The organism is Streptomyces sp. NRRL F-5122 (assembly GCF_001507435.1).
GTDB lineage: Bacteria > Actinomycetota > Actinomycetes > Streptomycetales > Streptomycetaceae > Streptomyces > Streptomyces lannensis.
Genome location: NZ_LMWH01000266.1, coordinates 263,767 through 288,414, shown reverse-complemented (window position 1 = coordinate 288,414; position 24,648 = coordinate 263,767). Strand labels below are relative to the sequence as shown.

Below are 24,648 nucleotides of genomic sequence, written 5' to 3'. Positions count from 1 at the left end.
CACAAGCACGACGCGGGGCCCGGGACTTCCCCGGGCCCCGCGTCGTGCGTCAGGCGCTTCGGCGCACCCCGGGGGAGACCGTGAACCGCGCGACCGCCCAGAACAGCGCGAGCGTCACGAGCGCCATCACGGCGACGAGGGTGGCGCCGCCCACCACCTTCTCGTAGTTCCTCTGGTAGAGACCGTCGATGATGTACCGGCCGAGGCCGCCGAGACTGACGTAGGCGGCGATGGTGGCGGTGGAGACGATCTGGATGGCGGCCGAGCGCAGCCCGCTGAGGATCAGCGGCAGCGCGACCGGGAACTCCACGCGGAAGAGGATCCGTGACTCCTGCATGCCCATGCCGCGCGCGGCGTCCACCGGGGACGGGTCGACGGAGCGGACGGCCTCGTAGGTGGTGACGAGGATCGGTGGGATGGCGAGCACGACCAGCGGGATCATCACCGGCACCATGCCGAACCCGAGCAGGATGAACAGCAGCACCAGCAGACCGAAACTGGGCAGCGCACGCCCGGCGGTGGCGATCAGGGCCAGGACGTTGCCGCCGCGTCCGTAGTGGCCGGTGACCAGGCCGACCGGCAGGCCGATCGCGGCCGCGATGGCGAGCGCCTCCAGGGTGAACTGGATGTGCTCCCACACGCGGGTGGGTATGCCGTCGTATCCGTGCCAGTGGGCGCCGTCGCTGAAGAAGGCGTGGACGAAGTTGAGCACGTTCACCGGGCGTCCTCCAGGGCGGGCACGGTCGCGTCGGGACCGGCCGCCGCCGGCTTGCGCCTCCTGCTGCGTGTGCCGCTCGGCATCCAGGGGGTCAGCAGCAGACGTACGAGGACCAGCGCGGCGTCGGCCAGGATCGCCAGGACCGCCGTGGTGATCACGGAGTTCCAGGCGAGCTCGGGCCGGTGGTAGATGTTCGCGTCGTTGAGGAGGTTGCCCAGCGCGCCCTGGTTGCCGATCAGCATGCCGACGCTGACCAGGCTGATGCTGGACACGGTGGCCACACGCAGCCCGGCGATGATCGCGGGGACGGCGATCGGCAGCTGCACCTGGAGGTAGCGGCGCACGGGCCCGAAGCCCATGGCCGTCGCCGCGGCCAGCGTCTCCTGCGGGACCGATCGGACGCCGTCCACGATCGCCGGGACGAGCACCACCAAGCTGTACACGGCCAGCGGGATCATCACGGTGAGTTCGGTCTGGCCGGTGTAGTCGATGAGGACCACGAAGAAGGCCAGCGACGGAATAGCGTACAGCACGGTCGTCACACCCAGCACCGGCGGGTACAGCCAGCGGAACCTCACACACAGCTGGGCGACCGGCAGGGAGACGAGCAGGCCGGCCAGGACCGGCAGCAGGGCCTCCCGCAGATGCAGACCGACGAGGCCGAGCCAACTGTGCTGGAGGTCGCTCGGGATGTCGAAGAACCCGCTCATCCCGCGACCTTCTCGTCCCGCTCCTGCGCCGCATGGGCGCTGCGGATCGCCTCACCGATCGTCTGCTGCGACACGACCCCGACGACCCGGCCGTCGCCGTCCACCGCCACGGCCCAGCCGGTGGGCGAGAGCACCGCGCAGTCGAGGGCGGCACGCAGCGAGTCCTTGCCGTGCACGAACGGCCGCCCGTACGACAGCAGTCGGCCGGCCTCGATCCGCCCCGCGGTCAGATCCCCGGGTGCGCTCCAGCCGAGCGGCCTGCCCTCGAGGTCGGTGACCAGCAGGTACGGAACGTCTGTACCCTCGCGGGAGGCGATCTGCTCGGCGGAGGAGTCGACGGCGACGATCGGGGTCTTCTTCAGCTCCAGGGCCTCGGAGGTGAAGAAGGACAACCGCCGGATCCCGCGGTCCGTGCCGAGGAAGTCCTCCACGAACGAGTCGGCCGGGGACGACAGCAGCTCGGCCGGCGGCGCGAACTGGGCGAGCCTGCCCCCGGTCCGCATCACGGCGACCATCGTCCCGAGCCGGATCGCCTCGTCGATGTCATGGGTGACGAAGACGATGGTCTTGCCCAACTCCTCCTGGATACGCAGCAGCTCTTCCTGCAGCCCCTTGCGCACGATCGGGTCGACGGCGGAGAACGGCTCGTCCATGAGCAGCACCGGCGGGTCCGCGGCGAGCGCCCGGGCCACGCCGACGCGCTGCTGCTGGCCGCCGGAGAGCTGGTACGGGTAGCGCTTGGCGAAGGAGGGGTCCAGGCCGACCCGTTCCATCAGCTCGCGGGCCCGCTCCCGGGCCTTGTCCTTGCTCCAGCCGAGCAGCCGGGGCACGGTCGCGATGTTGTCGACGACGGTGCGGTGCTGGAAGAGCCCGGCGTTCTGGATGACGTAACCCATCGACCTGCGCAGCGAGTTCACCGGCTGGCGGCTGATGTCGACTCCGTCGAGGGTGATCGTGCCCTCGCTCGGCTCGATCATCCGGTTGATCATGCGCAGGGTCGTCGTCTTGCCGCAGCCGGAGGGGCCGACGAGGACGGTGATCGAGCGGTCCGGTATCTCCAACGACAACCGGTCGACCGCCACCGTGCCGTCCGGGTACCGCTTGGTGACTGAATCTATCCGTATCAAAGCGCCGAATACCCTTCGGGTGTGGCAGAAGCGACGATGTCCCGGCCGATGTCGCGAGGGCCGTTGCCGGGAGAGTGTAGACGCCGAGTGTTGCGGCGCCGTGGCGGGTGACGTGCCCGAAGTCGGTAGAGCCTGTGGTGCGGGACCGTGCGACACGCTGGTCCGGGCCCCCTGGACGCGCCCGAGCCGGCCGTCCGGACCACGCCGGGCGCGTTCGCCGTGTCGCCCCCGCCGTTGCCGTCGGCGACCGTGCGGACAGCGTGGAGGCCCACCGCGTACCGGACTCCGGGGAGTGCGCGAACCTCCGTGCACCACGGCTGGATCACGCCCCTCGCCTCCGCCGCGCAATGCGCCGCACAGGTCAGGAGCGGGGGCCTCGGCCGTCACCGACGGTCCGGGGGCCGGACCCGGACCGGCCGGCCGGCCGAGGCGATCAACTGGTCGATCAGGGCGAGCAGAACGTCCCTGCACGACCCCCGCTCCCGCGCGTCGCACAGCAGCACCTGGGCGTGTCCCGGCAGTGCCAGCGCGTCCCGGATCGTCTCGGGCGGGTAGGGATGGCGCCCGTGGAAGCCGTTGACGCCGACGACGAACGGGATGCCCCGGCGCTCGAAGAAGTCGATGGCGGCGAAACTCGACTCCGGGCGGCGGACGTCGATGAGGACCACGGCGCCCAGCGCACCGATGGCCAGGTCGTTCCACATGAACCAGAACCGCTGCTGACCGGGTGTGCCGAAGAGGTACAGCACGAGCTCCTGGCCGATCGTGATCCGGCCGAAGTCGAGGGCCACGGTGGTGGCCCGTTTCTCCTCGACGCCTGCGAGGTCGTCGACGTCCAGTCCGGCGACGGTCAGCGCTTCCTCGGTGGACAGCGGGGTGATCTCGCTGACCGACCCGACCATGGTGGTCTTGCCGACGCCGAACCCCCCGGCGATCAGGATCTTCACCGTGTCGGGCGCTGGCGGCGGCCGGACAGCGGTGTCAGAGTCGGCCAAGGCCGTCCCTCACTTTCTGCAGCATCTCCAGGTCCGGGGTGCGGGAGACGGGGTGCGGCGGGCGGACGGTGATCCGCCCCGCCTCCAGCAGATCGCAGAGCATGATCACGACCACGCTCACCGGGAGGTCGAGAAGGGCGGCGAGTTCCGCCACCGCGATCGGCTCGGCGCACCGCATCAGGATCCGCGTGTGCTCGGGCTGCGGCCGGGTGCCCCACTCGGGCGGCGGGTCCACCGCCGTCACGGTCGAGATGAGGGTGAAGTCGGCGCGGGTGGGCCGGGTCCGTCCGCCCGTCAGTGTGAACGGCCGGACGAGCCGGCCCGCCGCGTCGCCTCCGTTCACCTCTCGCCGCTGCCGAAGCCGGCGCCGTCCCCGCGTGGTGCCGCACTCAGGTGCTCGCCGATCTTTTTCACCAGCATGTTCATCTGGTACGCCACCACACCGACGTCGGCGCCCGGTCCGGTGAGGACGACGAGATGGGCGCCGGGTCCGGCCGAGGTGAGGATGAGATAGCTGCGGGCCAGCTCGATGAGCGCCTGTCGCACCGGGCCGCCGCCGAAGTCCAGGCTGACCCCCTTGCTGAGGCTCATCAGACCGGACGCGGTCGCCGCCAGCCGCTCGGCGTCGTCGCGCGGGAAACCCGTGGACTTGCTGACGACCAGTCCGTCCTCGGAGAGCACCACGGCGTGGTTGACGTCGGCGACCCGGTCCACGAGTCCGGTCAGCAACTGGTCGAGCTGTGTGTGCGTGGCGGGGATGGGGCGTGTCATGTCGGTGTCCTTCACGAGCGGTCGGCGGGCGGGGTCGAAGGGACGGGTGGGCCTGCGGCACGGACGCCTTCACCGGGACCGGACCGGGCGACGGCCTCCTCCCGGTCCGGCTCCTTCGGGTCGTCCAGGTCCCACGGGGCGTCGTCGCGCGCCAGGCGCGTGCCGCGCTGGAAGCCGGCGAGGGAGGAGGCGGCGCGGTCGGCGGTGAACTCGTCCCGGCGGGCGTCCTCCTCGGCGGGCGCGGCCTCCTCCCGCAGCTCGGCGGCCAGACTCGTCTGCGGCACCCGGCGCGGCAGGGGCGCGGCCTCTCCTGCGGCCACACCTTCGGTGGAGGGCGCGGCGCCGAGGTACCCGGGCCTCCGCCCGCGCGCCTCGGACGGCGTCTTCCGGGAGGACGGGCTCCGCCGCACCACGATGTCGTGCGGGACGAGGACGATCGCCGTGGTCCCCCCGTACGGCGATGGACGCAGCGTCACCCCGATGCCGTGCCGGGTGGCGAGCCGGGCGACCACGAACATGCCGAGCCGCAGATCGTCGGCGAGCGCCACCACGTCGAACTGCGGGGGCGCCGCCAGTTGCTCGTTGAGCTGGGCGTAGTCGACCTCCGGCATGCCGAGGCCGCGGTCCTCGATCTCGATCGCGAGCCCCTTGGCCACCACCGCCGCCCGCACCCCGACGGGGCTGGGCGCGGGCGAGTACGCGGTCGCGTTGTCGATCAGCTCGGCCAGCAGGTGGATCACGTCGGCCACCGCGGGCGGGGAGAGGTACACGTCCTCGTCGGTGTGCACCTCGACCCGCCGGTACTCGGCGACCTCGCCGACGGCGCTGCGCAGGATGTCGACCAGCGAGACCGGTTCGCTCCAGTGGCGCCGGGGCCGCTCACCGCTGATGATGACGAGGTTCTCCTCGTAGCGGCGCAACTGGCTGGCGGTGGAGTCGAGTTCGTACAGCCCCTGGAGGACGTCGGGGTCCTGATGGCGGCGTTCCAGCGCATCGAGCTTGCTGAGCTGGAGGTTGACCAGGTTCTGGCTCTGCCGGGCGATACCGAGGATGACCTTCTGGAAACCGCGCCGGGTGTCGGCGAGTTCGACCGCCGTGTGCACGGCCGTGCGTTGGGCGGCGTTGAACGCCTGGGCGACCTGGCCGAGTTCGTCGTCGCCGTAGTCCAGCGGCGGGGTCGCGGACTCCACATCGACCTTCTCCCCCCGGTCCAGCCGGGCGACCACGTCGGGCAGCCGTTCCTGCGCCAGGCCGAGCGTGGCGGCCCTCAGGCCCCTCAGCCGCCGGGAGAGGGACCGGGTGATCCGCCAGGACATGCCCACGCACAGCAGCAGTGCGGCCAAGCCGACGGCGCTGAGGAACCCGGCCTTGATCAGCAGCCCGTCGGACCTCTCGGCACTGCGGTCGAGCAGGAGCGCCGTCTGCTGCCGGATCAGCGTCGCGTACTGGTCGGAGAGCCTGGTCATCGCCGTGCTCCACCGTTTCCGTGCGTCCGGCATCGCCATCCCGTGCGAGCCGCCGGTCCTCACGCGTGCCGCGAGCACCTGGTCCTCGACGGTCTGCAGGGCATGCCACTGCGCCGACTGCAAAATCCTTTCGGTCTCGGTCTTCGTGCTGCCCTCGAGCGAGGGGACGATCTGGTCCTCGACCAGCCAGCGGCGGGCGTGGACCAGCTGCGCGAACCGGTTCCAGGTCGTGTCGTCCAGGTGCCCGGACGGCCAGGCCAGGGTGAGCTGTGCGTCCTCCTGGGAGACCAGCTCGGCGGCGTGCTCCAGCGCGACGAGCGGCCCGGCCTGCGAGGTGAGGTCGCCGTCGTCGACCTGGGAGAGCTCCTGGAAGGCGTGCACCTGGTCGTCGATGATCGCGGTGTACTGGTCCACCGCCTGCCCGGCGGTGATGTCGGTCGGGTGGTCCACCTGGTCCCGGTAGTACTCCAGGCTGCCCACCGACGCGACGACCGAGTACATGCGGTCCCTGATGCGGGCGGGCGCCCTCTTGATCGCATCGTCCTGGTCCACCAGTTGCGCCACCGCCGTGTCCGTCCTCGCCCGCTGTGCGTCGAGGGCGGCCCGGGAGCCGTGCGGCGCGGCCAGCCACGCCGCCGACAGGCTGCGTTCCTGCTGCAGTGCGAGCGCCGCCTCGGTGCCCATGGCACCGGTCGACCTGCTCAGCTCCGTCTGCGAGCGCAACCTCAGGCCCTCCGACAGCATCTGAGTCGTCGTCACGGTCCAGATGACGGCGAGGGTGACGCTGGGCACCAGAGCCAGCAGGATCAGGGAGAGGCGTATGGAGGCGAGACGGCGCCGGAGAGCTGTCGGAGTCCGTCGAGACATCGTCGTCCTAGAGCGAACCGGGGAACGGGGGGTGGGGACGAACGCGGGGTGACTGCGTGTCCGATGCGGTACAGGGGGTGCGCAGGATGCTATCCGCACATCTGACCCAACGCACCGAGAGCCGCGGAATCGACGTGAGATCGACCACCGGCACGGTGTCCGCTCAGCGCGTGCCGTCGGCCGCGAGTCTCGCCACCGATGCGACGTTCGCCTTGGTCACGAACGCCGGACCGGTGAGCACCGGCGCGACGCCGCCTCCGCTGACGTTGCCGTTGGACTTGTAGAGCCAGAGCGCGTCGACGGCGAGATAGCCCTGCAGATAGGGCTGTTGGTCGACCGCGAACTGCACGTCGCCGTCCTGCACGGCCTTGACCAGGGCCTTGTTGAGATCGAAGGTGGCGACACGGGCCCTGCTGTCCGCCTGCCGCACGGACCGGACGGCGGCAAGGGCGAACTGCGCCCCCAGCGTGACCACTTCGTCGATGCCCGGGTCCTGCCGCAGCCGGGCCGCGACCGACTCGGTCAGGGCGTTCGTGTCGGTGCCGTCCACATAGAGCATGTCGGTGTCGCCGCCGAACGTCTTCTTCACGCCGGCGCAGCGCGCCTCCAGGGCCACGTTGCCCCGCTCATGGATGACACACAGGGCGTGGTGGGCGCCGAGACCGTCCAGCTTGTCGCCCACGGCCCGGCCCGCGAGGCTCTCGTCCTGGCCGAAGTACTCGAGGACGCCGTCGGAACGCCAGGCGTCGATACCGGAGTTGAGACCGACGACCGGTATGCCGGCCGCCCTGGCCTCGCCGATCGGGCCCTTCATGGCGTCCGGTTTGGCGAGCGTCAGCGCGATGCCGTCGGCCCGGTCCCGGATCGCGTCCCGCACCAGTTCCGCCTGACCCGCCGCATCGGGGTCGTTCGCGTACGTCAGGTCGGCGCCGTCCTTCGCCGCTGCCGCCTCCGCACCCTTCTTCACCAGCTCCCAGAACGCGTCACCCTCGGCTCCGTGGGTGACCAGGGTGACTCTGAGCCCCGCGGCACCGGGCACCTTCGCGTCCGAGCCGGACGGGGAGTCACCGGAGCCGGTGCAGCCGGCCATGAGCAGGCAGACGACGGCGGCGCAGGCAACGGCCGTCGCCCATGCGGATCCGCGGAGGGGGTGGGGTGTGGGAGGAGTCTTCATGGGGGTGCGGCACCTCGCTGTGCAGCCGAGCAGGAGGAAGGCTGGGCCGGAGCAAATCGCGGGTGACCGCCGGTGGTCAAGTCGGCTACCCCTTGTAGCGGTTGTTGCCGCCGCATTGTGACGTGGCCGGCGGGCCGGCCGTCCACCGCGGCCACCCGGCGCCGCGTGCCCCGTCCATGCGAAGGCCCCCTCGGCTCCGGGGAGCCGAGGGGGCCTTCGGGCGTGCTCAGCCCTCGTCGGGCGTCAACCGCATCGAGATGCTGTTGATGCAGTACCGCTGATCGGTCGGCGTGGGATAGCCCTCGCCCTCGAAGACGTGCCCCAGATGCGATCCGCAGCGGGCGCAGCGCACCTCGGTGCGGACCATTCCGTGCGAGCGGTCCACCAGCAGCTCCACCGCTTCGGTGTCCTTCGGGTCGTAGAAGGACGGCCATCCGCAGTGGGACTCGAACTTCGTGTCCGAGGTGAACAGTTCCGCGCCGCAGGCCCGACAGGAGTAGACGCCCTTGGTCTTGGTGTCGGTGTACTCACCCACGAAGGCGGGTTCCGTACCGGCCTGGCGCAGTACCGCGTACTCCGCCGGGGTCAGCTCCGCCCGCCACTGCTCGTCCGGCTTGTCGACGTCGTACGACATGTAGGCCAACCCCTTACTTCCGTGTCACTTCTGTGCGAGACGTTCCAGGATCCGCGGGCCGAGGTCGGTGACGTCGCCCGCTCCCATGGTGAGAACGAGATCGCCCTGCTTCGCCATTCCCGCCACGACCGCGGGGGCCTCCGCCTTGTCGTGGACGGCCTGCACGTCCGCGCCGGCCGTCCGCGCCGCGTCGATGATCAACTCGCTCGTCACACCGGGGATCGGGTCCTCACGGGCCGGGTAGATGTCCAGGACCACCGAGGCGTCCGCCAGCGCGAGCGCCTCGCCCATCTCCTTGCCCAGCTCCTGGGTGCGGGAGAACAGGTGGGGCTGGAAGAGCACCAGGATGCGGGCCTCGCCGGCCGCCGCCCGCATCGCCTCCAGGTCCGCCGTCATCTCCGTCGGGTGGTGCGCGTACGAGTCGATCACCTGGACGCCCGACTCCTCGCCCTTGAGCTGGAGACGGCGCTTCACGCCCGTGTAGGCCCCGAGGGCCGACGCGAGCTCGGCCGCCGGGACACCCAGCGCCACGCCCGCGGCCAGCGCCGCCACGGCGTTGTGCGCGTAGTGGCGGCCGGGGACGGAGACCGTGAAGGTCAGCCGGGAGCCGCCGAGGTCCACCGTCACCTCGCTCTTCAGTCCCTGCGGGACCACGGAGAGGATACGGACGTCGGCGTCCTGCGACTCCCCGTACGTCACCGTCCGCACCGATCCCGCCAGCCGCCGCGTCAGCTCGCGTGCGCCCTCGTGGTCGGCCGCCACCACCAGCGTCCCGCCCGGCACGATCCGGCCCGCGAAGGTCTGGAAGGACTCGTAGATCTCCTCCATGGACGCGTAGTTCGCGTGGTGGTCGAGTTCGACGTTGAGGACGATCGCGACCTCGGGCGCGTACTTGTGGAAGCTGCGGTCGCTCTCGTCGGCCTCGGCGACGAAGATCTCGCCCTCGCCGTGCAGCGCGTTGGAGCCGGGGGCGTCCAGGTCGCCGCCGATCGCATAGGACGGCGAAAGGCCCAGCTCGGTCAGGGACACCGCCAGCATCGACGTCGTCGTCGTCTTGCCGTGGGTGCCGGCGACCGCGATCGGGCGCAGGCCGTCCATCAGGCGTGCCAGGGCGTCCGAGCGGTGCACCACGGGGATGCCCAGCTCCGCCGCCCGCGCCATCTCCGGGTTGTCGGCCCGGATGGCGGAGGAGACGACGACGCAACCGGCGTCGTCGGCGAGATGCTCGGCCGCGTGACCGATGTGCACCGTCACGCCCAGCGCGCGCAGGGCCTCGGCGGTGGGCGAGTCCTTGGCGTCACTGCCCGCCACCACGGCGCCACGCTGGGCGAGGATCTTCGCGATGCCCGACATTCCGGCGCCGCCGATGCCGATGAAGTGCGGTCGGTCCATGGCGGTGGGGAGGCCGGGTGCCATGCGTGTCTCCTGAGTGCTGGTACGGCGTGCGTTCAGCGGCCCAGCCTATTGCGTGCCGTCCGGGTCGACGTACACCGACCGGTCACTGCGCCTTGCTGTGCGAGAACAGCTTCAGCACCGGCACGCCCACCTTGTGCCGGGCTCTCGACGCCCAGTCGCGGTGGAAGAACTCCTCCACGTAGTGGGGGTCGGTCAGCACGATCACCTCGTCCGCGCCGATCTCTCCGACGAGCGCCTTGAGCGCGTCCAGCGGATGGTCCTCGATGAGCCTGCCCTCGGCCTCGCTGCCCGCCGCGTGCAGAGCGGCCAGGGAGACGTCCAGCGCCTGCCGCCCCAGGGCCGCGGCACTCCTGCCCTCGGGGGTGTCCCGCTCGTGCGCCGCCTCGTCCAGCTCACCCAGGGCGATGTCGTCGATGGCCCGCAGCAGGCGGTCCGCCTGGTCGCCGCGGGGCTGCAGCAGCACGTGGAAGGAGACCGACTCGTCACCGTGCAGGGTGGTGACGAATTCCACGTCGGCGGATGTGAGGGCCTTCTCGATCATCAGTACGCTCGTGAACACGACGGGCGCCCCTTCTTCTCTTCGAATCCTTGAGAACCCCGGCGGGCCTCTGCTGCGCGGGCCCTTCGAGGTCTTGCGGAAACCATCCTGCCCCGTGATCGGACGGGCACCACGAGATTGAGTGTGCCCATCGGGAAATAAACGGAACGGGATATTCCATAACATGCCGGAAGATCCCCGAAAAACCGGTACATAGAGGGCCGATTTCGCAAAGATCGTGAAGCCATCTCGGCCAGGGCCTGTCGTTTGGATCATGCCGACGTCGCGGGGCGCCGAAAGGCGCGGTCTCCCCCAGCCGACCTGATCCAAACGACAGACCCTAGTCGCGGCAGTAGCGGCCGAACAGGAAGCCTTCCTCCTCCAGCAGCGACACCAGCGTGAACCGCCGGGGCACCGCGACCGAGGGACCTCCGGCGATCCGTTGCGCGTCGCCCGCCGTGAGCATCGGGGAGAGGGTCAGACAGAGCTCGTCCAGGACCCCGGACGCCACCAGCTGCCCCAGCAGGCGCGGGCCGCCCTCGGTCAGCAGCCGGCTCATGCCGAGGTCCGCGAGGGCGCGTACGGCACGAACCGGGTCCACCCCCATGCCGTCCCCGGCGATCACCACCCGGGCGCCGGCCCGCTCGGCGGCGGCCACCCGGTCCGGCGCGGCCGCGGCGCCGGTCAGCACCAGCGTGGGCACCAGGGGCGAGCTGAACAGCGGCTCCGAGAAGTCCAGCTCGAGGCTCGCGCTCACCACGGCGATCGCGGGCGCCGGCCCCTGCCCGGCGGCCTTCCGCAGCGCCGCGAAGGCCTCCCGTTCGCGCGCCGGGCGGTATCCCTCCTGCCGTACCGTCTGCGCGCCCACGACCACCACGTCCGCAAGTCCCCGCAGTGTGCCGAAGATCCGCATGTCGGCGGCGTTCGAGATGGGCTGGGAGCGGCCGTCGTGCTGGGCGGCCCCGTCGAGGGTGGAGACCATGTTGGCCCGCAGCCACGGCTCCCGGCCGCCCGCACCGGTCTCGGGGTAGGCGTACGCCGCGGCCAGTTCCTCCAGCGTCCACTCCCGGTCGCCGGGCGGGACGGCAGGGCCGGCGCCCGCAGTCGCACCGTCCGGTCGGGCCACTGTCTCGTCGGTCACAGGGAACAGGCGTCGCATGCCGAGCAGTGTGGCACGGCGCTTAAGCTGGTGAACCGTGTCGTCCTCCACCGCCGCCTCCGGGATCGAGCCGATAGCCGAAACGGCTCCGCTCTCCCTGTCCTCCCGCGAGCCGCACGTCCCCGCCGACCGGCTCGTCGCCGAAATGGTGCCGCCGCCGCGCTTCGACTCGGTCCGCTTCGCGACGTACATCCCGGACCCGAACCAGCCCAGCCAGAGCGAGGCCGTCCACGTCCTCGAGGACTTCGCCGGGGGGCTCGGCGGCGCGCACGCGGTGACCGCCAGGCGCTCGTTCTTCGGCTTCGGGAAGGCCAGGGCGAAGGCGCCCGCCGGTCCCCGCGGCGTCTACCTCGACGGCGGGTACGGAGTCGGCAAGACCCACCTGCTCGCCTCTCTGTGGCACGCGACCCCGGCCGCTCCCTCGCTGAAGGCCTTCGGCACCTTCGTGGAGCTCACGAATCTGGTCGGCGCGCTGGGCTTCCAGCAGACGGTCCGCACGCTCTCCGGCCATCGCCTGCTGTGCATCGACGAGTTCGAGCTCGACGACCCGGGCGACACCGTCCTCGTCTCCACCCTGCTCGGCAAGCTCGTCGACGCGGGCGTCGCCCTCGCGGCCACCTCCAACACCCTGCCGGGCAAGCTCGGCGAGGGCCGCTTCGCCGCCGCGGACTTCCTGCGCGAGATCCAGGGCCTGTCCGCGCGCTTCCGCACGCTGCGCATCGACGGCGAGGACTACCGCCACCGAGGTCTGCCCGAGGCACCGGCGCCGTACAGCGACGAGCAGGTGACCAAGGCGGCGTACGCCACCCCGGGCGCCTCGCTCGACGACTTCCCGCACCTGCTGGAGCACCTCGCGCGTGTGCACCCGAGCCGGTACGGCGCACTGACCGACGGCATCAGGGCGGTCTGCCTGACCGACGTCGGGCCGGTGCCGGACCAGTCCACCGCACTGCGGCTCGTAGTGCTCGCGGACCGGCTCTACGACCGCGAGGTGCCGGTGCTGGCCTCCGGAGTGCCGTTCGACAAGCTGTTCAGCGACGAGATGCTGAACGGCGGCTACCGCAAGAAGTACTTCCGCGCGATCTCCCGCCTCACGGCGCTCGCCCGGGACGCGAAGGGTTTCGTCGAGGCGTAACAGAACCAAACGGATGTGCACCACCGGCGCGTTCCGGCCATCCTCACCTCGATTTTTGGGCTCTCCTTTACCTGAAGCGCGAAGTTGACCCTGCAAACGCGCAAGCCGGGTTAACGTGTTCGCCGAGGCACCTACGACGGACGCTCATGGCGGGGAGGGGAGGTCATGGGACGAGGCACGGCGGTCCGGGTCACTCCCGCGATTCTCTCCGCCGTCCTGCTGGCCCTGTATCTCCTCGCGCCCTCCGCGTCCCCCGCCTCGGCGCACCAGCCCCGTGCGACCGCCGCCGCAACCCCGGAAGCGGTCATGAGCAAGCGCGCTGACGAGGCCGTCACCCGCGGTGGTCTCGGACACTCCCCGGGCCCCACAGGTCCGCTGCGCACCCGCGACCGCCACCGCGCATCCGCGGACGCGGTTCCGGAGCCCCCCGCGCCCACGCGGCAGGCGGGCGACATCACCGACGGGCGGCCGCCGACCGCGCACCGCGCCGCACCGGGCATATCAAGACCGTCAACCGCTCATTCTCCCGCGGCACTTCAGGTGTTCCGCCGCTGAGCTGCTCCCCGGGTACGGACTGACCCGACCCTCCCCTCACCACGCCACGTTGGCCGAGCGCGTCGACGTGGGGTCATGTCGCCGTACCCGCATCTGCCACGTTCTCGTACGCCGACGCGCCATCCGAGGCGCGCCAGGAGGAACTGACAATGCAGCCCCTCATCGATCACGCCCGTGCGCACGGACAGCGCCCGGAGGACTTCGCCCCGCTGGCCGACGGCCAGTCGCCCGAGGTCCTGTTCATCACCTGCTCGGACTCCCGGGTGGTCCCCGCGCTGATCACCGGAGCCCGGCCCGGTGAGCTCTTCGAACTGCGCACCGCCGGCAACATCGTGCCCCCGTACGTCTCCGACCGCCCCACCGGCGAAGCGGCCACCATCGAGTACGCCGTCGAGGTGCTCGGCGTCGGTGACGTCGTCGTCTGCGGCCACTCCCACTGCGGAGCCGTCGGCGCGCTGGTGCGCGGCGACGACCTCACCGCGGTGCCGGCCGTGCGCGACTGGCTGGCGCACGCCGCACCCGAACCACAGGCGTCCGACGCCGACGACCCGACGGTCGCAGAGGCCGTCCAGAACCATGTGCTCGCGCAGTTGCTGCGCCTGCGGTCCTACCCGTGTGTCGAACAACGCCTGGCCACGGGCCGGCTGCGTCTGCACGGCTGGTACTACGAGGTGCACACCGGTGCGGTACGCGCACACAGCGCCTCCACCGACACGTTCGAAGCGCTGTGAGCGGGCCGATGACCGCACTGCGCGGATTACCGCATCTCAAAGAGGACTTCGCCGCCTCCCTCGTCGTCTTCCTCGTCGCGCTACCGCTGTGCGTGGGGGTGGCCGTCGCCTCCGGCGTACCCGCCGAACTCGGCCTGGTCACCGGCATCGTGGGCGGCATCGTCAGCGGGCTGATGCGTGGGAGCAGCCTCCAGGTCTCCGGACCGGCGGCGGGGCTGACCGTGCTGGTCTTCGAGGCGGTGCGGGAGTTCGGGCTCCCGGCGCTGGGCGCGATCGTGCTCGTCACCGGTGTGCTCCAGCTCCTCATGGGCGCCCTGCGGCTGGGGCGCTGGTTCCGGGCGATCTCCGTCTCCGTGGTGGAAGGCATGCTGGCCGGCATCGGTCTGGTGCTGGTCGCCGGGCAGCTGTACTCGGTGGCCGGGCGGCAGGCCCCCGCATCCGGCCCGGAGAAGCTGGCCGGACTGCCCGGGGCGCTGGCCGGCGCCGTCGCGAACACCGAGGCGCTCCCCGCACTCGCCCTCGGTGCCGGCACCATCGCCGTCCTCCTGCTGTGGCCGCACCTGCCCCGCCTGGTGCGCGCGGTGCCCGGGCCTCTCGCGGCGGTGGCGCTCGCCACCCTCGCCACGGCCGTCCTCGGCCTGCGGGTGGCCACGGTCGAGGTCAGGGGACTGCTGGACTCCGTCCACCCACCGTCCCTTGACGCCCTCGGTGAACACGCGAGTGCCGGCCTTCTCGGCACGATCGTCGCGTTCACCCTGATCGCCTCGGCCGAGTCGCTGTTCAGCGCCGCGGCCGTGGACCGGCTGCACAACGGTCCACGCACCGAGTACAACAGGGAGCTGATGGCCCAGGGCGCCGGCAACACGGTCTGCGGACTGCTCGGCGCGCTGCCCATGACCGCGGTGATCGTGCGCAGCGCGGCCAACGTCCAGGCCGGTGCCAGAACCAAGGCCTCCCGGGTGCTGCACGGCGTGTGGCTGCTGCTGTTCGCGGCGCTGCTGCCGTCCGTGCTGGCGCACATACCGATCCCCGCGCTGGCCGGGATCCTCGTGTACTCCGGCGCCAGGCTCGTGCCCGTGCGGCAGCTCGTCATCCTGTGGCGGGAGCATCGGGGCGAGGCGTTCATCCTCGTGGTCACCGCGCTGTCGATCGTCGCGGTCAGCATGTTCGAAGGGGTGCTCATCGGCCTTGCCCTCGCCGTTGCGAAGACCGCCTGGGAGGCCTCGCACATCAGGCTGGAGGTCGTCGACAAGGGCGCGGGCCCGGTCCAGGCGCATCTGTCGGGCAACGCGACCTTCCTGCGGCTGCCGAAGATCCTCGACAGCCTGGAGGCGCTTCCCCAGGACCGTCCCGTCGAGCTGGACCTGTCGGGACTGCACCACCTCGACCACGCCTGCCGTACGGCCCTGGAGAACTGGGCGGAGCGGCACAGCGCGGCCGGGACGGAACCGGTGCGGATGACGTCCGGCCGCTGACGGCGCACAGTCGCTCCGCCCCCGCGGGGCGGGGGCCACCCGGCATGGCACCGGTGGCCCTCGCCTCGTGGGCTTCGACGGAATTATGGTGGCAAGTGCAGACATACCTGGCCTCTCGACGAGGAGGTCGTCATGATCCAGGAGCTGGTGGGTGCCTTGGTGGCGGCGGGCGCCGTCGGGCTCGTCGGCCTCGCCGCCGCGGCGCGGGTCATCAAGCAGTACGAGCGTGGCGTGGTCTTCCGGTTCGGACGGCTCCTCGGGTCCCCCAGGGCGCCGGGCTTCACCGTGATCGTTCCGGGAGTCGACCGGATGCACAAGGTGAACATGCAGATCGTCACGCTGCCCATCCCCGCCCAGGAAGGCATCACGCGGGACAACGTGACCGTGCGGGTGGACGCCGTCGTCTATTTCAAGGTGGTCGACGCGGCGAACGCGCTCATCCGGGTGGAGGACTACCGGTTCGCGGTCTCGCAGATGGCGCAGACCTCGCTGCGCTCGATCATCGGCAAGAGCGATCTGGACGACCTGCTCTCCAACCGGGAGAAGCTCAACCAGGGGCTCGAGCTGATGATCGACAGTCCGGCCATCGGCTGGGGTGTGCAGATCGACCGGGTCGAGATCAAGGACGTGTCCCTGCCCGACACGATGAAGCGTTCGATGGCCCGGCAGGCGGAGGCCGACCGTGAGCGCCGCGCACGCATCATCAACGCGGACGCGGAGCTGCAGGCCTCCAAGAAGCTGGCCGAGGCCGCCGGGGTGATGTCCGAACAGCCCGCCGCGCTCCAGCTGCGGCTGCTGCAGACCGTGGTCGCGGTCGCGGCCGAGAAGAACTCCACCCTTGTACTGCCCTTCCCGGTCGAACTGCTGCGCTTCCTCGAACGGGCGGCGCCCCACGACGGAGCGCAGGGCCCCGACGAAGGCCGATCCTCGCCGGCGCCGACTGCCGAGGAGAAGGCGACTTCCACGCCCTCGACTGCGCCGAAGCCCTTGGAGGAAGCCGCGTCCTCGTCCGTGGGCGAGGCCGCGTCGGCGGCCGATCGACCCGTCGAACAGGTGCCGACACCCGAGGCGGCCCCAGTGCCCGAACCGACCGCACTGCGGCGCGGCCCCACATCCGACGGCTCCCCGTCGACCCAGCCGTAGATCTGGACCGGCCCCTGCGCAGAAGCGCACGGCGGCCGGAGAATTGAGAGGCGCCCTTGTACGCCGCCTGCTAGGTTCTGCGACATGCAGCGCGCCCATGTGTCCACGACGACGCCGGAGAGTGTCCCGGCGCGCTGACAGACGACCGAAGGTCGAAGCCCCGGGGCGAGTGCCCCGGGGCTTCGCCGTGTGTGGCCCCCTCGCCCCCGACGAGAGGAGACCACGATGCACGACCACCGCCGCCTCGGCCGTGAACTCGACCTGTTCGACACCGACCCGCTGGTGGGCGCCGGCCTGCCGTACTGGCTGCCCGACGGCGCCGTCGTACGGCACACCCTCGAGGAGTACGTGCGCGACCTGGAACGCCGTGCGGGCTATCGGCACGTGTACTCGCCGGTCCTCGGCAAGCGGGAGCTGTACGAGATCTCCGGGCACTGGGCGCACTACCACGACGACATGTTCCCGCCCATGGATCTGGGCGGCGAGCAGGTCGTGCTGCGGCCGAGCCTGTGTCCCCATCACGCTCTGATCTACCGCTCCCGCCCGCACAGCTATCGGGAGCTTCCCCTGCGGATCGCGGAGTTGGGCGGCATGTACCGCTCCGAGCTGTCCGGGGTGCTCGGCGGACTGACCCGCGTACGGGCCATCCAGCTGAACGACGCGCATGTCTTCTGCACCCTGGACCAGGCGGTCGAGGAAGCGGAAGCGGCGCTGCGCATGATCGGCGAGGCCCATGCGGCGCTCGGCATCCGCCCCGCCCGCCACCGGCTGTCACTGCCGGGCCCCGGTGGCAAATACGTCGCGGATCCGGATCTGTGGCGCCGGGCCTCGGCGATGCTGCGCGAGGTCCTGCACCGTGCCGGTGTCGCCTACGAGGCGGTGGAGGGCGAGGCCGCGTTCTACGGCCCCAAGATCGACGTCCAGATCGCCGATCCGGCGGGTCGCGAGACCACCCTCTCCACCGTGCAGATCGACCTCCATCAGCCGGAGCGCTTCGATCTGCGCTACACCGGCCCCGACGGCGCCCGTCACCGCCCGGTGATGGTCCACCGCAGCGTCATCGGCAGCCTGGAACGTGCCGTCGCCCATCTTCTCGAGGTGCACGGTGGCGCCTTCCCCGCCTGGCTCGCCCCGATCCAGATCGTCGTCCTGCCCGTCTCCGACACCGAGTCCGAGCATGCCGCACGGCTGGTGGAGCGGTGTCTGGAGCGAGGGCTGCGGGCCCGGTCGGCCACCCCCGAGGAGGGCACCCTCGGCGCGCGCGTCCGGGCGGCACGCCTGGTGCCCTACCAAGCGGTGATCGGCGCCCGGGAGGCCGCGGTCGATCATGTCTCGCTGCGCCTGCGGGACGGCCGGCGCCTGGAGGGCCAGCCCGCCGAGGGGGTACTGCACCGTGTCGGCGGGCTCGTCACCCGCCGATCCGTCGACCTCTGGGACGCGTGACACGGGTGGGCCACCGCGAAGGGGGTGGTGCCCCGGAGCGCTCCGGGGCACCCCTTCGTCGTGGCCCGTGGCCGCCCCCGACAACGGCAAACATCCGCCTGGCGGCCGACCAGCCGTCGACATGGGCGCAGCCCCGCCGCCCAAATCGACCGTTTGTCGACGATGACGTGCACTCTTCGCCGACACCGACGCCACAACGGAAACGCCAACCCCTGGTCGAACCGGACCGGGGCGACCGCCCCCGCGACGCCAACCGTCCACGAGGAACGCCGACCACCCGTCGACAACACCGCGGAACCACCGCGAACATCGGCCGTCCGTCGACAAAGCCGGCCATCGTCGCCAAAGCCGACGACACGACGGGAACACCGACCGCCCGTCGGCCACACCGGCGCCCCCACGACCAGGACCAGCCGGCCCCTAAACTTCGAACCACGTCCGCCCGACCGCAACACCGGCCGGGCAGCGGGAAGGGCGAGCGCGGTTCGACCACACCGGTGACGCCGCGCGCATGCCGCACATCGTCCGCGAACACCGGCCTTCGTCTGGCGATTCGACAAGCGCGTCGGACGCGCCGACCCTCCGCCGCAGACACCCGCCATCGACGTGGAACCGGCCCGAACGGAACGGCGCGCCCGGCCCGTGGGAGGCGGATCGCCGCAGCCGGGCGGGTGGATTCGTTTCCCTCGCGGCCCGGCACATACGCAAGGTGGGCTTTTCCGATGATTTGAGCCTCTACGTTCGTACGGTGATCCTTCTCGTCCGGCGTATCGCCGCTCTGTGCGCCATCGGTGCGGCGCTGGCCGCCTGCGGAGGCCCCGGCACATCTCTGCACCCCGCGCCGCACTCGGCGCCGCTCCCGGCACCAACCTCGTCGGCCGCACGGGCGCCCGCACTCGCCCCGGGGCCCAGGGGGCTGACGCCGGTCTTCACGAGGGCCGCCACGCAGGAGAAGGTCCTCGCCCTCACCTTCGACGCGGACCAGGACGTGGATGCGGGACCAGGGACCGCGGCGGCGGGCGGCCGCATCGGCTTTCCGCGGCTGGTCGAGGCGCTGCGGAACCTGAAGGTGCCGGCGACCGTGTTCATGACCGGCCGTTGGGCCGACGAGAACCGTCAGGAGGCGCGGGCGATCGGCCGGGACCCGCTCTTCGAGGTCGCCGGCCGCTCCTACGGCAACTCCTCCTCCGCCGGCGACTGCCAGTGGCTGCCCGTCCTGCCGTTGAAGACGATGCGCTCGGACGTGGAGCGCGCCTTCACGGCGATCCGCACCGCGGGCGTGCCCCGTCCGATGCCGTACTTCCGCTTCCCCGGCGGCTGTTACGACACCCTTGCGCTGCGCGCCATCGGTTCGCTCGGTGTCACGGCGGTCCAATGGGACGTGACGGTCGGGGACGCACCCGCGACGGACGCCGCCACGACCGTGCGGCAGGTGCTGGACGGGGTACGGCCGGGTTCCGTCGTCGCCCTGCACGGCACGGGCGGCTCGGCGGCGCAGAGCGGACAGGTGGTCAGGGCGGTGGTGCCCGAGCTGCGTGGACGCGGCTACCGGTTCGTCAAGGTCTCCGAGCTGATCGGGATGTCCGGCGTGCGGCGGTAGGGGCCCGCGCCACGATGGGGCCCGCGCCTCTGCTCAGGCCCTAGGCTCGTCGTATGAGCGACTACTGCGACACGGAGGCACCCTCCCCGGTGCCCGGGGCGGGCGGGCCGCCGTTCGCCGACTGCGTGCTGTGCCGGGAGCCCACGGAGTACCCGGAGTCGTACAGGGGGATCACGCTCTGCCCGGTCTGCGAGTGGCAGGAGGCGCAGCGCGCGGCCTGCTCCGGATGACCGCGCGAGGCGCTGCGGTGGCCGCCGCTCTCCTCCGGAATGACCCGATCTTCCGCCTGGCAGACTTGACGTCGTGAGCAGTGACCAGACCCCCTCGGCGTCGCCGGACTCCCCGCACGACGACCGGACCGGCCGCGCCGGCCAGGACAGCCCCTTCCGCTCCGAGCGCACCCCGCGCGACGAGGCCCCGCAGTTCGTTCTGCCGCTCGTCGTACGCGTCGAACGTGCCGCTCCGCCGGCGCGTACGGACGCGCTGGAGACCGCGGCGCGGGCCGTGCTCGTGATCCTCAGCGACGAACGGTCGCAGGGCGAGGGCGCATGGGCCCGAGTGATCCGGGACTGGCAGGACGCGCGGATCCGCAAGGTGGTACGGCGGGCGCGCGGCGCGGAGTGGCGCCGGGCCGAGGCGCTGCCGGGCATCACGGTCACGGGCAAGTCGGCCGAGGTCCGTGTCTTCCCGCCCGTCCCGCTGGACGGCTGGCCCAAGGATCTCGCCCGGCTCCAGGTCTCCGGCACGGATCTCGACGACGCGGAGCCGCCGGTCGAGGCCGACGCCACCGCTCCCGTGCTGTGGCTCAACCCCGGCCTCGAGATGTCGGCGGGCAAGGCGATGGCCCAGGCAGGGCACGGGGCCCAGCTCGCCTGGTGGGCGCTGCCCGACGAGGAGCGCGCAGCGTGGCGCGACGCGGGCTTCCCGCTGGCCGTCCGTACCGCGGAGCCTTCCCACTGGACCGAGCTCACCGCGTCCGGACTGCCGTTGGTGAAGGATGCAGGCTTCACGGAGATCGCCCCGGGCAGCTGCACGGTGGTGGCGGACCATCCGGCACTGCGTCACAGCTGACCGGCACGGAAACCCGGTACGGGGGCCGGGACCTCGACCGGGCGCCGACCGTCGGCCGGAGTTCCCCCGCCCGACGGCGAGGATCGCCATCGGTTTCCCGACGCCCGAAGGGGTGGTCCGGGGACCCGGCGTCGACCGTCAGCCCGGTCTGCTCCCGGTGTACGTGTAGGCGGTCACCCACGTGATGTCCATCTGCGCCCATGAACCCGGCGCCGCGTACGCCCCGTACAGGGCGCTCTCGTTCTGGAGCACCCAGCTCAGCGGCCGCGCGGCGACGCCCCGGCTGTCGCTGAGCAAGAGCCTGCCGTCCAGGTAGTACCGGGCGAGCCCGGGTGTCCACTCCAGGCCGACCGTGTGCCACTCGGTGAAGGGCCTGCCGGTGTCGGCCACGCCCTGGGGGCGTCCGTCGCACGGGTGGTGGAAGAAGTGGACGGTGTCGACCCACGACTGCTCGTACATGTCCATCTCGCAGCTGCCTCCGTAGAGCAGCCAGGCGCTCTTGTATCCCGGCGCGGCCTTCACGACCCGCACCCGGGCGCTGTACTTCCCGTACGTCTGCCGCATCACCCTGCGCGGTACGACGGCCGCGACATGGAGGTCGCCCCCGGAAGCCGGACGGTACATGCGGATGTGCATACGGCCGTCGCCGTCCGCGGCGGGGCCGACCCACACGGTGTCGTCGGCCCGGTACTCGCCCCCGAGCACGCGGTTGTTGCCGTTGGAGTGGTTGCGCGGATGGGCGGTGTCGTACCAGCCACGGGGGTAGGCCCACCAGTCGGCGCGGTAGGAACCGGTGAGGCCGCCGCAGTGCGCGTTGCGGGTGTCGGCGTCGTGGTCGCAGTCGCTGAAGGAGCCGAGCGGCACCACGTCACCGTCGAAGTCCTCGGCGAACACCTGGTGGAAGGGGCCGCAGTCGCCGCGTGGCATGACGTCCGCGGTGGTGTGGCAGGCGTCCCCGGACGGCGGCACCGCGGTCGCCTGCGGCACGGTGAGGGACGCCTTCAGTACGGCCGTCACCAGGGCCGCGGCACCGCGCAGACGGTACCGGTGGCGGGGCCGGCTCCTCATCCTCTGCTCCTCACTGCCGACCGCGACCGGCACGGCGCCGGCCTCGTGCCCGTGGACCGGGCAGGGCGACGTAGGGCCTCCACCAAGGTCTTCCTGGCGGCAGGGCCCGGCGGCTCGGCCGTTCGGGTCGAACCGCGCGGCAGGGGCGGTGCCCTCCCCCCGTGAACGGCCACGGCCGGACCGGCACCCACTGCCGGGCCCCGGACCGGTTCCGCGCGTCGGTCCCGCGGGAGCCGATCCGGGGCGGGGGCGAACCTCAAATATTGCTCTGAACGTCCTCCGGCAGGGGTTCGGCTCCGCGGGCCGGGGTCATCACTCCGTCACACCGGCAGCGGTGGTGCGTCGACGGGGGCGCGGGGGCACGGCCGTGGGGCCGTGACCGTAGGGCGGCGGCCGGTGGACCAGGGTGGAGGAGCGGACCGTGCGACGACTGGGAACGGGCATCGGATGGCGGCCGGAGATCGCCGACGCCGTGGAACGCATGCCGGGCATCGACTGGGTCGAGACCGTGGCCGAGAACGTGTGCCCCGGACATCTGCCCGAGTCGTTGCTGCGCCTGCGGCGGCGGGGCGTCACCGTCGTCCCGCACGGCGTCTCCCTCGGCCTCGGTGGCGCGGAACGCCCCGACGAGGCCCGGCTGGCCGAGCTCGCCGAGAGGGCCACGGCGCTGGAGGCGCCGCTGGTCACGGAGCACATCGCGTTCGTCAGGGCGGGCGGGCCGCTGACCGCCTCCCCGATGCTGGAGGCGGGCCATCTGCTCCCGGTCCCGCGCACGCGCGACGCGCTGGACGTCCTCTGCGAGAACATCCGCATCGCCCAGGACGCCCTGCCCGTGCCCCTCGCCGTGGAGAACATCGCGGCGCTGATCTCGTGGCCCGACGAGGAGATGACCGAGGGCCAGTTCCTCTACGAGTTGGTCGACCGCACCGGGGTAGGGCTGCTGATCGATGTCGCGAACCTCCACACCAACCACGTCAACCGGGGCGAGGACCCGGCCAGGGCGCTGGACGAGCTGCCCGTCGAGGCCATCGCGTACGTCCATGTGGCGGGCGGCTACGAACGCGACGGCGTCTGGCACGACAGCCATGCCCACCCGGTGCCGCAGCCGGTCCTCGACATCCTGGCCGACCTCGCGTCTCGCGCCACCCCGCCCGGCGTCCTGCTCGAGCGCGACGAGAACTTCCCCGAACCGACCGAGCTCGAGCGGGAACTGACCGAGATCCGGCAGACGGTGGGGAAGGCGGAACACTCACCCGCGACCTCGGGGACACACCCGGCAGAACTGCGCTCGACGGGCACGGCGGGCGGCTCCGCCACCCCGGCCGCGGCCGCTCCGCCCGAGGGCGCGACCGCCTCACCGGCAGCGGGGGGTTCCGGCGACGGTGACGCCGCCGCCGGGCGTGGGCGGCTCGCGCTCGCCGAGGCTGCGCTGCTCTCCGCGCTCGTCGCCGGCACGCCCGTGCCCGAAGGGTTCGACCGGGTGCGGCTCGGGCTGCAGGCGCGTGCCCTCGCCGGCAAGCGGGCCGATGTCGTGGCGAAGGTCGCGCCCGAACTGCCGGAGATCCTCGGTGAGGACTTCCGGCCCGCCTTCCTGGCCTACGCCCACCACCGTCCGATGACGGGGGGATACCGGCGCGACGCCCTCGACTTCGCCGAGCATCTGCTGCGCACCGCCCGGCCGGAGGACATCGGGGCCGGGCGCCGGCTGCATGCCTGGTGGCTGGAACGCTCGGGACCCACGCCTCCGTCCCGGCGCCCCACCGCACGGCTGGCCCGAGCCACACGCCGGGTGCTGCTGCGGCACTGAGCGAGAGCGCACTCCGTAGCACCTCGGCCGGGGCATGTGAGGCCGTCGCGGGCGAATGTGACGCGGTTGACGCAAAGGGCGCACAGTGGGGACGAAGGGATTGGTTCGCCCCTGTTTCACCGGAGAAGGACACGTGCGTACCTGCCGCATTCCGGCCAGGTTGCCCGCTTTCCAAGTGAATGCCCGCGTACGGCAGTTGGCGGATACGGCGCAGTAATATGCCATCCCGCACCCGAAGCACACTAGCGTGCGGTGCCGCAAGCAGGAGGCACCATGCGATCCAGACCCGTCCGAGGCCGCGGAATCTTCAGCGGCACCGGGCTTCTCATCACCTTGCTCGCGGGAACCCTCGCCGCACTGATCTTCCCGGTCTGGTCCTACGCGGACCGCTCCGGCACCGGGCTGGACACCCTCAACGCCCAGACCGTGCCCACCGACTACGGCCCGCTGTCCGCGCTGGACCGGGACTTCGTCACCAGGGTCCGGCTGGCCGGGCTGTGGGAACTGCCTGCCGGACAGCAGGCCGAACAGAAGGGCACCACCCAGGCGGTGCGCACCGCGGGCGAGCACCTGGTCACCGGCCACACCTTTCTGGACGCCCGCGTCCGCGACGTCGCCGGGCGCCTCGGCCTCGCCCTGCCCAACCAGCCCAACGCCCAGCAGCGCCAGTGGCTCGCCACCCTGGACTCGGCCCAGGGCCAGGAGTACGACCGCGACTTCGCCAACCTCCTGCGCCGGGCCCACGGCAAGGTCTTCGCCGTCGTCGCGCAGGTGCGGGCCACCACCCGCAACTCGCTGGTGCGTGCCCTCGCCGACGACGCGAACACCACCGTCCTCGACCACATCAAGGTCCTCGAGGCCACGGGTTACGTCGACTTCGACGCGCTCGCCGAGGACGCGGCCACCGCGAGCCCGGCCCCGCTCACCCCGTCCCCCGCTCCCCCGGGACCCACGGACGACCCCGGCACTCCGATCCCGGTGACGCCGACGTACTCACTGCCGCCTGCGGCGTCCGGCCCCCCGCCGTGACGGGGCGCCGGACACC

Annotated in this window: 24 protein-coding genes; 11 read left to right on the top strand and 13 right to left on the bottom strand. The window is 71.7% G+C overall.

What is annotated here, in order from left to right; all coding sequences use genetic code 11:
* Positions 1 to 49 precede the first annotated feature (49 nt).
* The 12 genes from ADL25_RS36780 to ADL25_RS36725 all read right to left on the bottom strand — a co-directional run bounded on the left by ADL25_RS36780 (position 50) and on the right by ADL25_RS36725 (position 11,575).
* A complete protein-coding gene (locus tag ADL25_RS36780; protein WP_059132238.1) occupies positions 50 to 718 on the bottom strand; it encodes an ABC transporter permease in 669 nt (222 codons plus the stop codon).
* A complete protein-coding gene (locus ADL25_RS36775) occupies positions 715 to 1,428 on the bottom strand; it encodes an ABC transporter permease (RefSeq protein ID WP_059132237.1) in 714 nt (237 codons plus the stop codon). The genes ADL25_RS36780 and ADL25_RS36775 overlap by 4 nt, the downstream gene beginning before the upstream one ends.
* Complete coding sequence (locus ADL25_RS36770) at positions 1,425 to 2,555, bottom strand: ABC transporter ATP-binding protein (RefSeq protein WP_079050818.1); 1,131 nt, start codon at positions 2,553 to 2,555, stop codon at positions 1,425 to 1,427. Before ADL25_RS36770 ends, ADL25_RS36775 begins: the two co-directional genes overlap by 4 nt.
* A gap of 383 nt (positions 2,556 to 2,938) precedes the next feature.
* A complete protein-coding gene (locus ADL25_RS36765; protein WP_059132235.1) occupies positions 2,939 to 3,550 on the bottom strand; it encodes a GTP-binding protein in 612 nt (203 codons plus the stop codon).
* Positions 3,537 to 3,893 carry a DUF742 domain-containing protein gene (locus tag ADL25_RS36760; protein WP_059132234.1) on the bottom strand — a complete coding sequence of 119 codons (357 nt, stop codon included), beginning with the start codon at positions 3,891 to 3,893 and terminating at the stop codon, positions 3,537 to 3,539. The genes ADL25_RS36765 and ADL25_RS36760 overlap by 14 nt, the downstream gene beginning before the upstream one ends.
* Entirely contained in the window at positions 3,890 to 4,321 is a 432-nt protein-coding gene (locus ADL25_RS36755; RefSeq protein WP_059132280.1) for a roadblock/LC7 domain-containing protein, read from the bottom strand. The genes ADL25_RS36760 and ADL25_RS36755 overlap by 4 nt, the downstream gene beginning before the upstream one ends.
* Positions 4,322 to 4,332: 11 nt before the next feature.
* On the bottom strand, positions 4,333 to 6,654 hold the full coding sequence (locus ADL25_RS36750; protein WP_059132233.1) for a nitrate- and nitrite sensing domain-containing protein: 2,322 nt from the start codon (positions 6,652 to 6,654) through the stop codon (positions 4,333 to 4,335).
* Positions 6,655 to 6,817: 163 nt separating this feature from the next.
* Positions 6,818 to 7,828 carry a substrate-binding domain-containing protein gene (locus ADL25_RS36745; RefSeq protein ID WP_059132232.1) on the bottom strand — a complete coding sequence of 337 codons (1,011 nt, stop codon included), beginning with the start codon at positions 7,826 to 7,828 and terminating at the stop codon, positions 6,818 to 6,820.
* A gap of 226 nt (positions 7,829 to 8,054) precedes the next feature.
* Positions 8,055 to 8,462, bottom strand: coding sequence for a peptide-methionine (R)-S-oxide reductase MsrB (gene msrB / locus ADL25_RS36740; protein WP_059132279.1), 408 nt, complete (start codon positions 8,460 to 8,462; stop codon positions 8,055 to 8,057).
* A 24-nt stretch (positions 8,463 to 8,486) separates the two neighbouring features.
* Positions 8,487 to 9,878: a UDP-N-acetylmuramate--L-alanine ligase gene (gene murC, locus ADL25_RS36735; RefSeq protein ID WP_059132231.1), complete on the bottom strand. Its 1,392-nt coding sequence runs from the start codon at positions 9,876 to 9,878 to the stop codon at positions 8,487 to 8,489.
* 82 nt (positions 9,879 to 9,960) lie between these two features.
* Entirely contained in the window at positions 9,961 to 10,437 is a 477-nt protein-coding gene (locus ADL25_RS36730; RefSeq protein WP_181923178.1) for an indole-3-glycerol phosphate synthase, read from the bottom strand.
* A gap of 319 nt (positions 10,438 to 10,756) precedes the next feature.
* Positions 10,757 to 11,575, bottom strand: coding sequence for a pyrimidine reductase family protein (locus tag ADL25_RS36725; RefSeq protein ID WP_107116803.1), 819 nt, complete (start codon positions 11,573 to 11,575; stop codon positions 10,757 to 10,759).
* A gap of 37 nt (positions 11,576 to 11,612) precedes the next feature.
* On the opposite strand from ADL25_RS36725, the gene zapE reads away from it, so the two are divergent.
* The 9 genes from zapE (at position 11,613) to ADL25_RS36685 (ending at position 20,728) form a co-directional block, all read left to right on the top strand.
* A complete protein-coding gene (gene zapE / locus ADL25_RS36720; protein WP_059132230.1) occupies positions 11,613 to 12,710 on the top strand; it encodes a cell division protein ZapE in 1,098 nt (365 codons plus the stop codon).
* Between the two features lie 165 nt (positions 12,711 to 12,875).
* Positions 12,876 to 13,265 (top strand): hypothetical protein, encoded by a 390-nt coding sequence (locus ADL25_RS36715; protein WP_059132229.1) that lies wholly within the window; start codon positions 12,876 to 12,878, stop codon positions 13,263 to 13,265.
* Between the two features lie 149 nt (positions 13,266 to 13,414).
* Complete coding sequence (locus ADL25_RS36710; protein ID WP_059132228.1) at positions 13,415 to 13,996, top strand: carbonic anhydrase; 582 nt, start codon at positions 13,415 to 13,417, stop codon at positions 13,994 to 13,996.
* 8 nt (positions 13,997 to 14,004) lie between these two features.
* Positions 14,005 to 15,471: a SulP family inorganic anion transporter gene (locus ADL25_RS36705; RefSeq protein ID WP_059132227.1), complete on the top strand. Its 1,467-nt coding sequence runs from the start codon at positions 14,005 to 14,007 to the stop codon at positions 15,469 to 15,471.
* Positions 15,472 to 15,603: 132 nt separating this feature from the next.
* A complete protein-coding gene (locus tag ADL25_RS36700) occupies positions 15,604 to 16,614 on the top strand; it encodes a slipin family protein (RefSeq protein WP_063805806.1) in 1,011 nt (336 codons plus the stop codon).
* Between the two features lie 225 nt (positions 16,615 to 16,839).
* Positions 16,840 to 18,057, top strand: a complete 1,218-nt coding sequence (gene thrS / locus ADL25_RS36695; RefSeq protein ID WP_059132226.1) for a threonine--tRNA ligase — start codon at positions 16,840 to 16,842, stop codon at positions 18,055 to 18,057.
* Between the two features lie 748 nt (positions 18,058 to 18,805).
* Positions 18,806 to 19,657: a polysaccharide deacetylase family protein gene (locus tag ADL25_RS36690; RefSeq protein WP_059132225.1), complete on the top strand. Its 852-nt coding sequence runs from the start codon at positions 18,806 to 18,808 to the stop codon at positions 19,655 to 19,657.
* Between the two features lie 53 nt (positions 19,658 to 19,710).
* A complete protein-coding gene (locus tag ADL25_RS48560) occupies positions 19,711 to 19,887 on the top strand; it encodes a hypothetical protein (RefSeq protein WP_107116802.1) in 177 nt (58 codons plus the stop codon).
* A gap of 73 nt (positions 19,888 to 19,960) precedes the next feature.
* Positions 19,961 to 20,728, top strand: a complete 768-nt coding sequence (locus ADL25_RS36685; protein WP_059132224.1) for an aminoacyl-tRNA hydrolase — start codon at positions 19,961 to 19,963, stop codon at positions 20,726 to 20,728.
* Between the two features lie 138 nt (positions 20,729 to 20,866).
* Here ADL25_RS36685 and ADL25_RS36680 read toward each other — a convergent pair whose 3' ends face one another.
* On the bottom strand, positions 20,867 to 21,796 hold the full coding sequence (locus ADL25_RS36680) for a glycoside hydrolase family 16 protein (RefSeq protein ID WP_059132276.1): 930 nt from the start codon (positions 21,794 to 21,796) through the stop codon (positions 20,867 to 20,869).
* A 421-nt stretch (positions 21,797 to 22,217) separates the two neighbouring features.
* Here ADL25_RS36680 and ADL25_RS36675 point away from each other — a divergent pair, with 421 nt between their 5' ends.
* Both ADL25_RS36675 and ADL25_RS36670 read left to right on the top strand, forming a co-directional pair.
* Entirely contained in the window at positions 22,218 to 23,603 is a 1,386-nt protein-coding gene (locus tag ADL25_RS36675) for a DUF692 domain-containing protein (protein WP_079050817.1), read from the top strand.
* Between the two features lie 273 nt (positions 23,604 to 23,876).
* Positions 23,877 to 24,632 carry a DUF4142 domain-containing protein gene (locus ADL25_RS36670; protein ID WP_059132223.1) on the top strand — a complete coding sequence of 252 codons (756 nt, stop codon included), beginning with the start codon at positions 23,877 to 23,879 and terminating at the stop codon, positions 24,630 to 24,632.
* Positions 24,633 to 24,648 lie beyond the last annotated feature (16 nt).

Excerpts from the sequence above, each read along its gene's own strand:
- ADL25_RS36710 (WP_059132228.1), top strand. The coding sequence starts at position 13,415 with ATGCAGCCCCTCATCGATCACGCCCGTGCGCACGGACAGCGCCCGGAG.
- ADL25_RS36750 (WP_059132233.1), bottom strand. The coding sequence starts at position 6,654 with ATGTCTCGACGGACTCCGACAGCTCTCCGGCGCCGTCTCGCCTCCATA.
- ADL25_RS36700 (WP_063805806.1), top strand. The coding sequence starts at position 15,604 with ATGATCCAGGAGCTGGTGGGTGCCTTGGTGGCGGCGGGCGCCGTCGGG.
- thrS (WP_059132226.1), top strand. The coding sequence starts at position 16,840 with ATGCACGACCACCGCCGCCTCGGCCGTGAACTCGACCTGTTCGACACC.
- murC (WP_059132231.1), bottom strand. The coding sequence starts at position 9,878 with ATGGCACCCGGCCTCCCCACCGCCATGGACCGACCGCACTTCATCGGC.
- ADL25_RS36725 (WP_107116803.1), bottom strand. The coding sequence starts at position 11,575 with ATGCGACGCCTGTTCCCTGTGACCGACGAGACAGTGGCCCGACCGGAC.
- ADL25_RS36680 (WP_059132276.1), bottom strand. The coding sequence starts at position 21,796 with ATGAGGAGCCGGCCCCGCCACCGGTACCGTCTGCGCGGTGCCGCGGCC.
- ADL25_RS48560 (WP_107116802.1), top strand. The coding sequence starts at position 19,711 with ATGAGCGACTACTGCGACACGGAGGCACCCTCCCCGGTGCCCGGGGCG.
- ADL25_RS36775 (WP_059132237.1), bottom strand. The coding sequence starts at position 1,428 with ATGAGCGGGTTCTTCGACATCCCGAGCGACCTCCAGCACAGTTGGCTC.
- ADL25_RS36745 (WP_059132232.1), bottom strand. The coding sequence starts at position 7,828 with ATGAAGACTCCTCCCACACCCCACCCCCTCCGCGGATCCGCATGGGCG.
- ADL25_RS36715 (WP_059132229.1), top strand. The coding sequence starts at position 12,876 with ATGGGACGAGGCACGGCGGTCCGGGTCACTCCCGCGATTCTCTCCGCC.
- ADL25_RS36705 (WP_059132227.1), top strand. The coding sequence starts at position 14,005 with ATGACCGCACTGCGCGGATTACCGCATCTCAAAGAGGACTTCGCCGCC.
- ADL25_RS36755 (WP_059132280.1), bottom strand. The coding sequence starts at position 4,321 with ATGACACGCCCCATCCCCGCCACGCACACACAGCTCGACCAGTTGCTG.
- ADL25_RS36670 (WP_059132223.1), top strand. The coding sequence starts at position 23,877 with ATGCGATCCAGACCCGTCCGAGGCCGCGGAATCTTCAGCGGCACCGGG.
- msrB (WP_059132279.1), bottom strand. The coding sequence starts at position 8,462 with ATGTCGTACGACGTCGACAAGCCGGACGAGCAGTGGCGGGCGGAGCTG.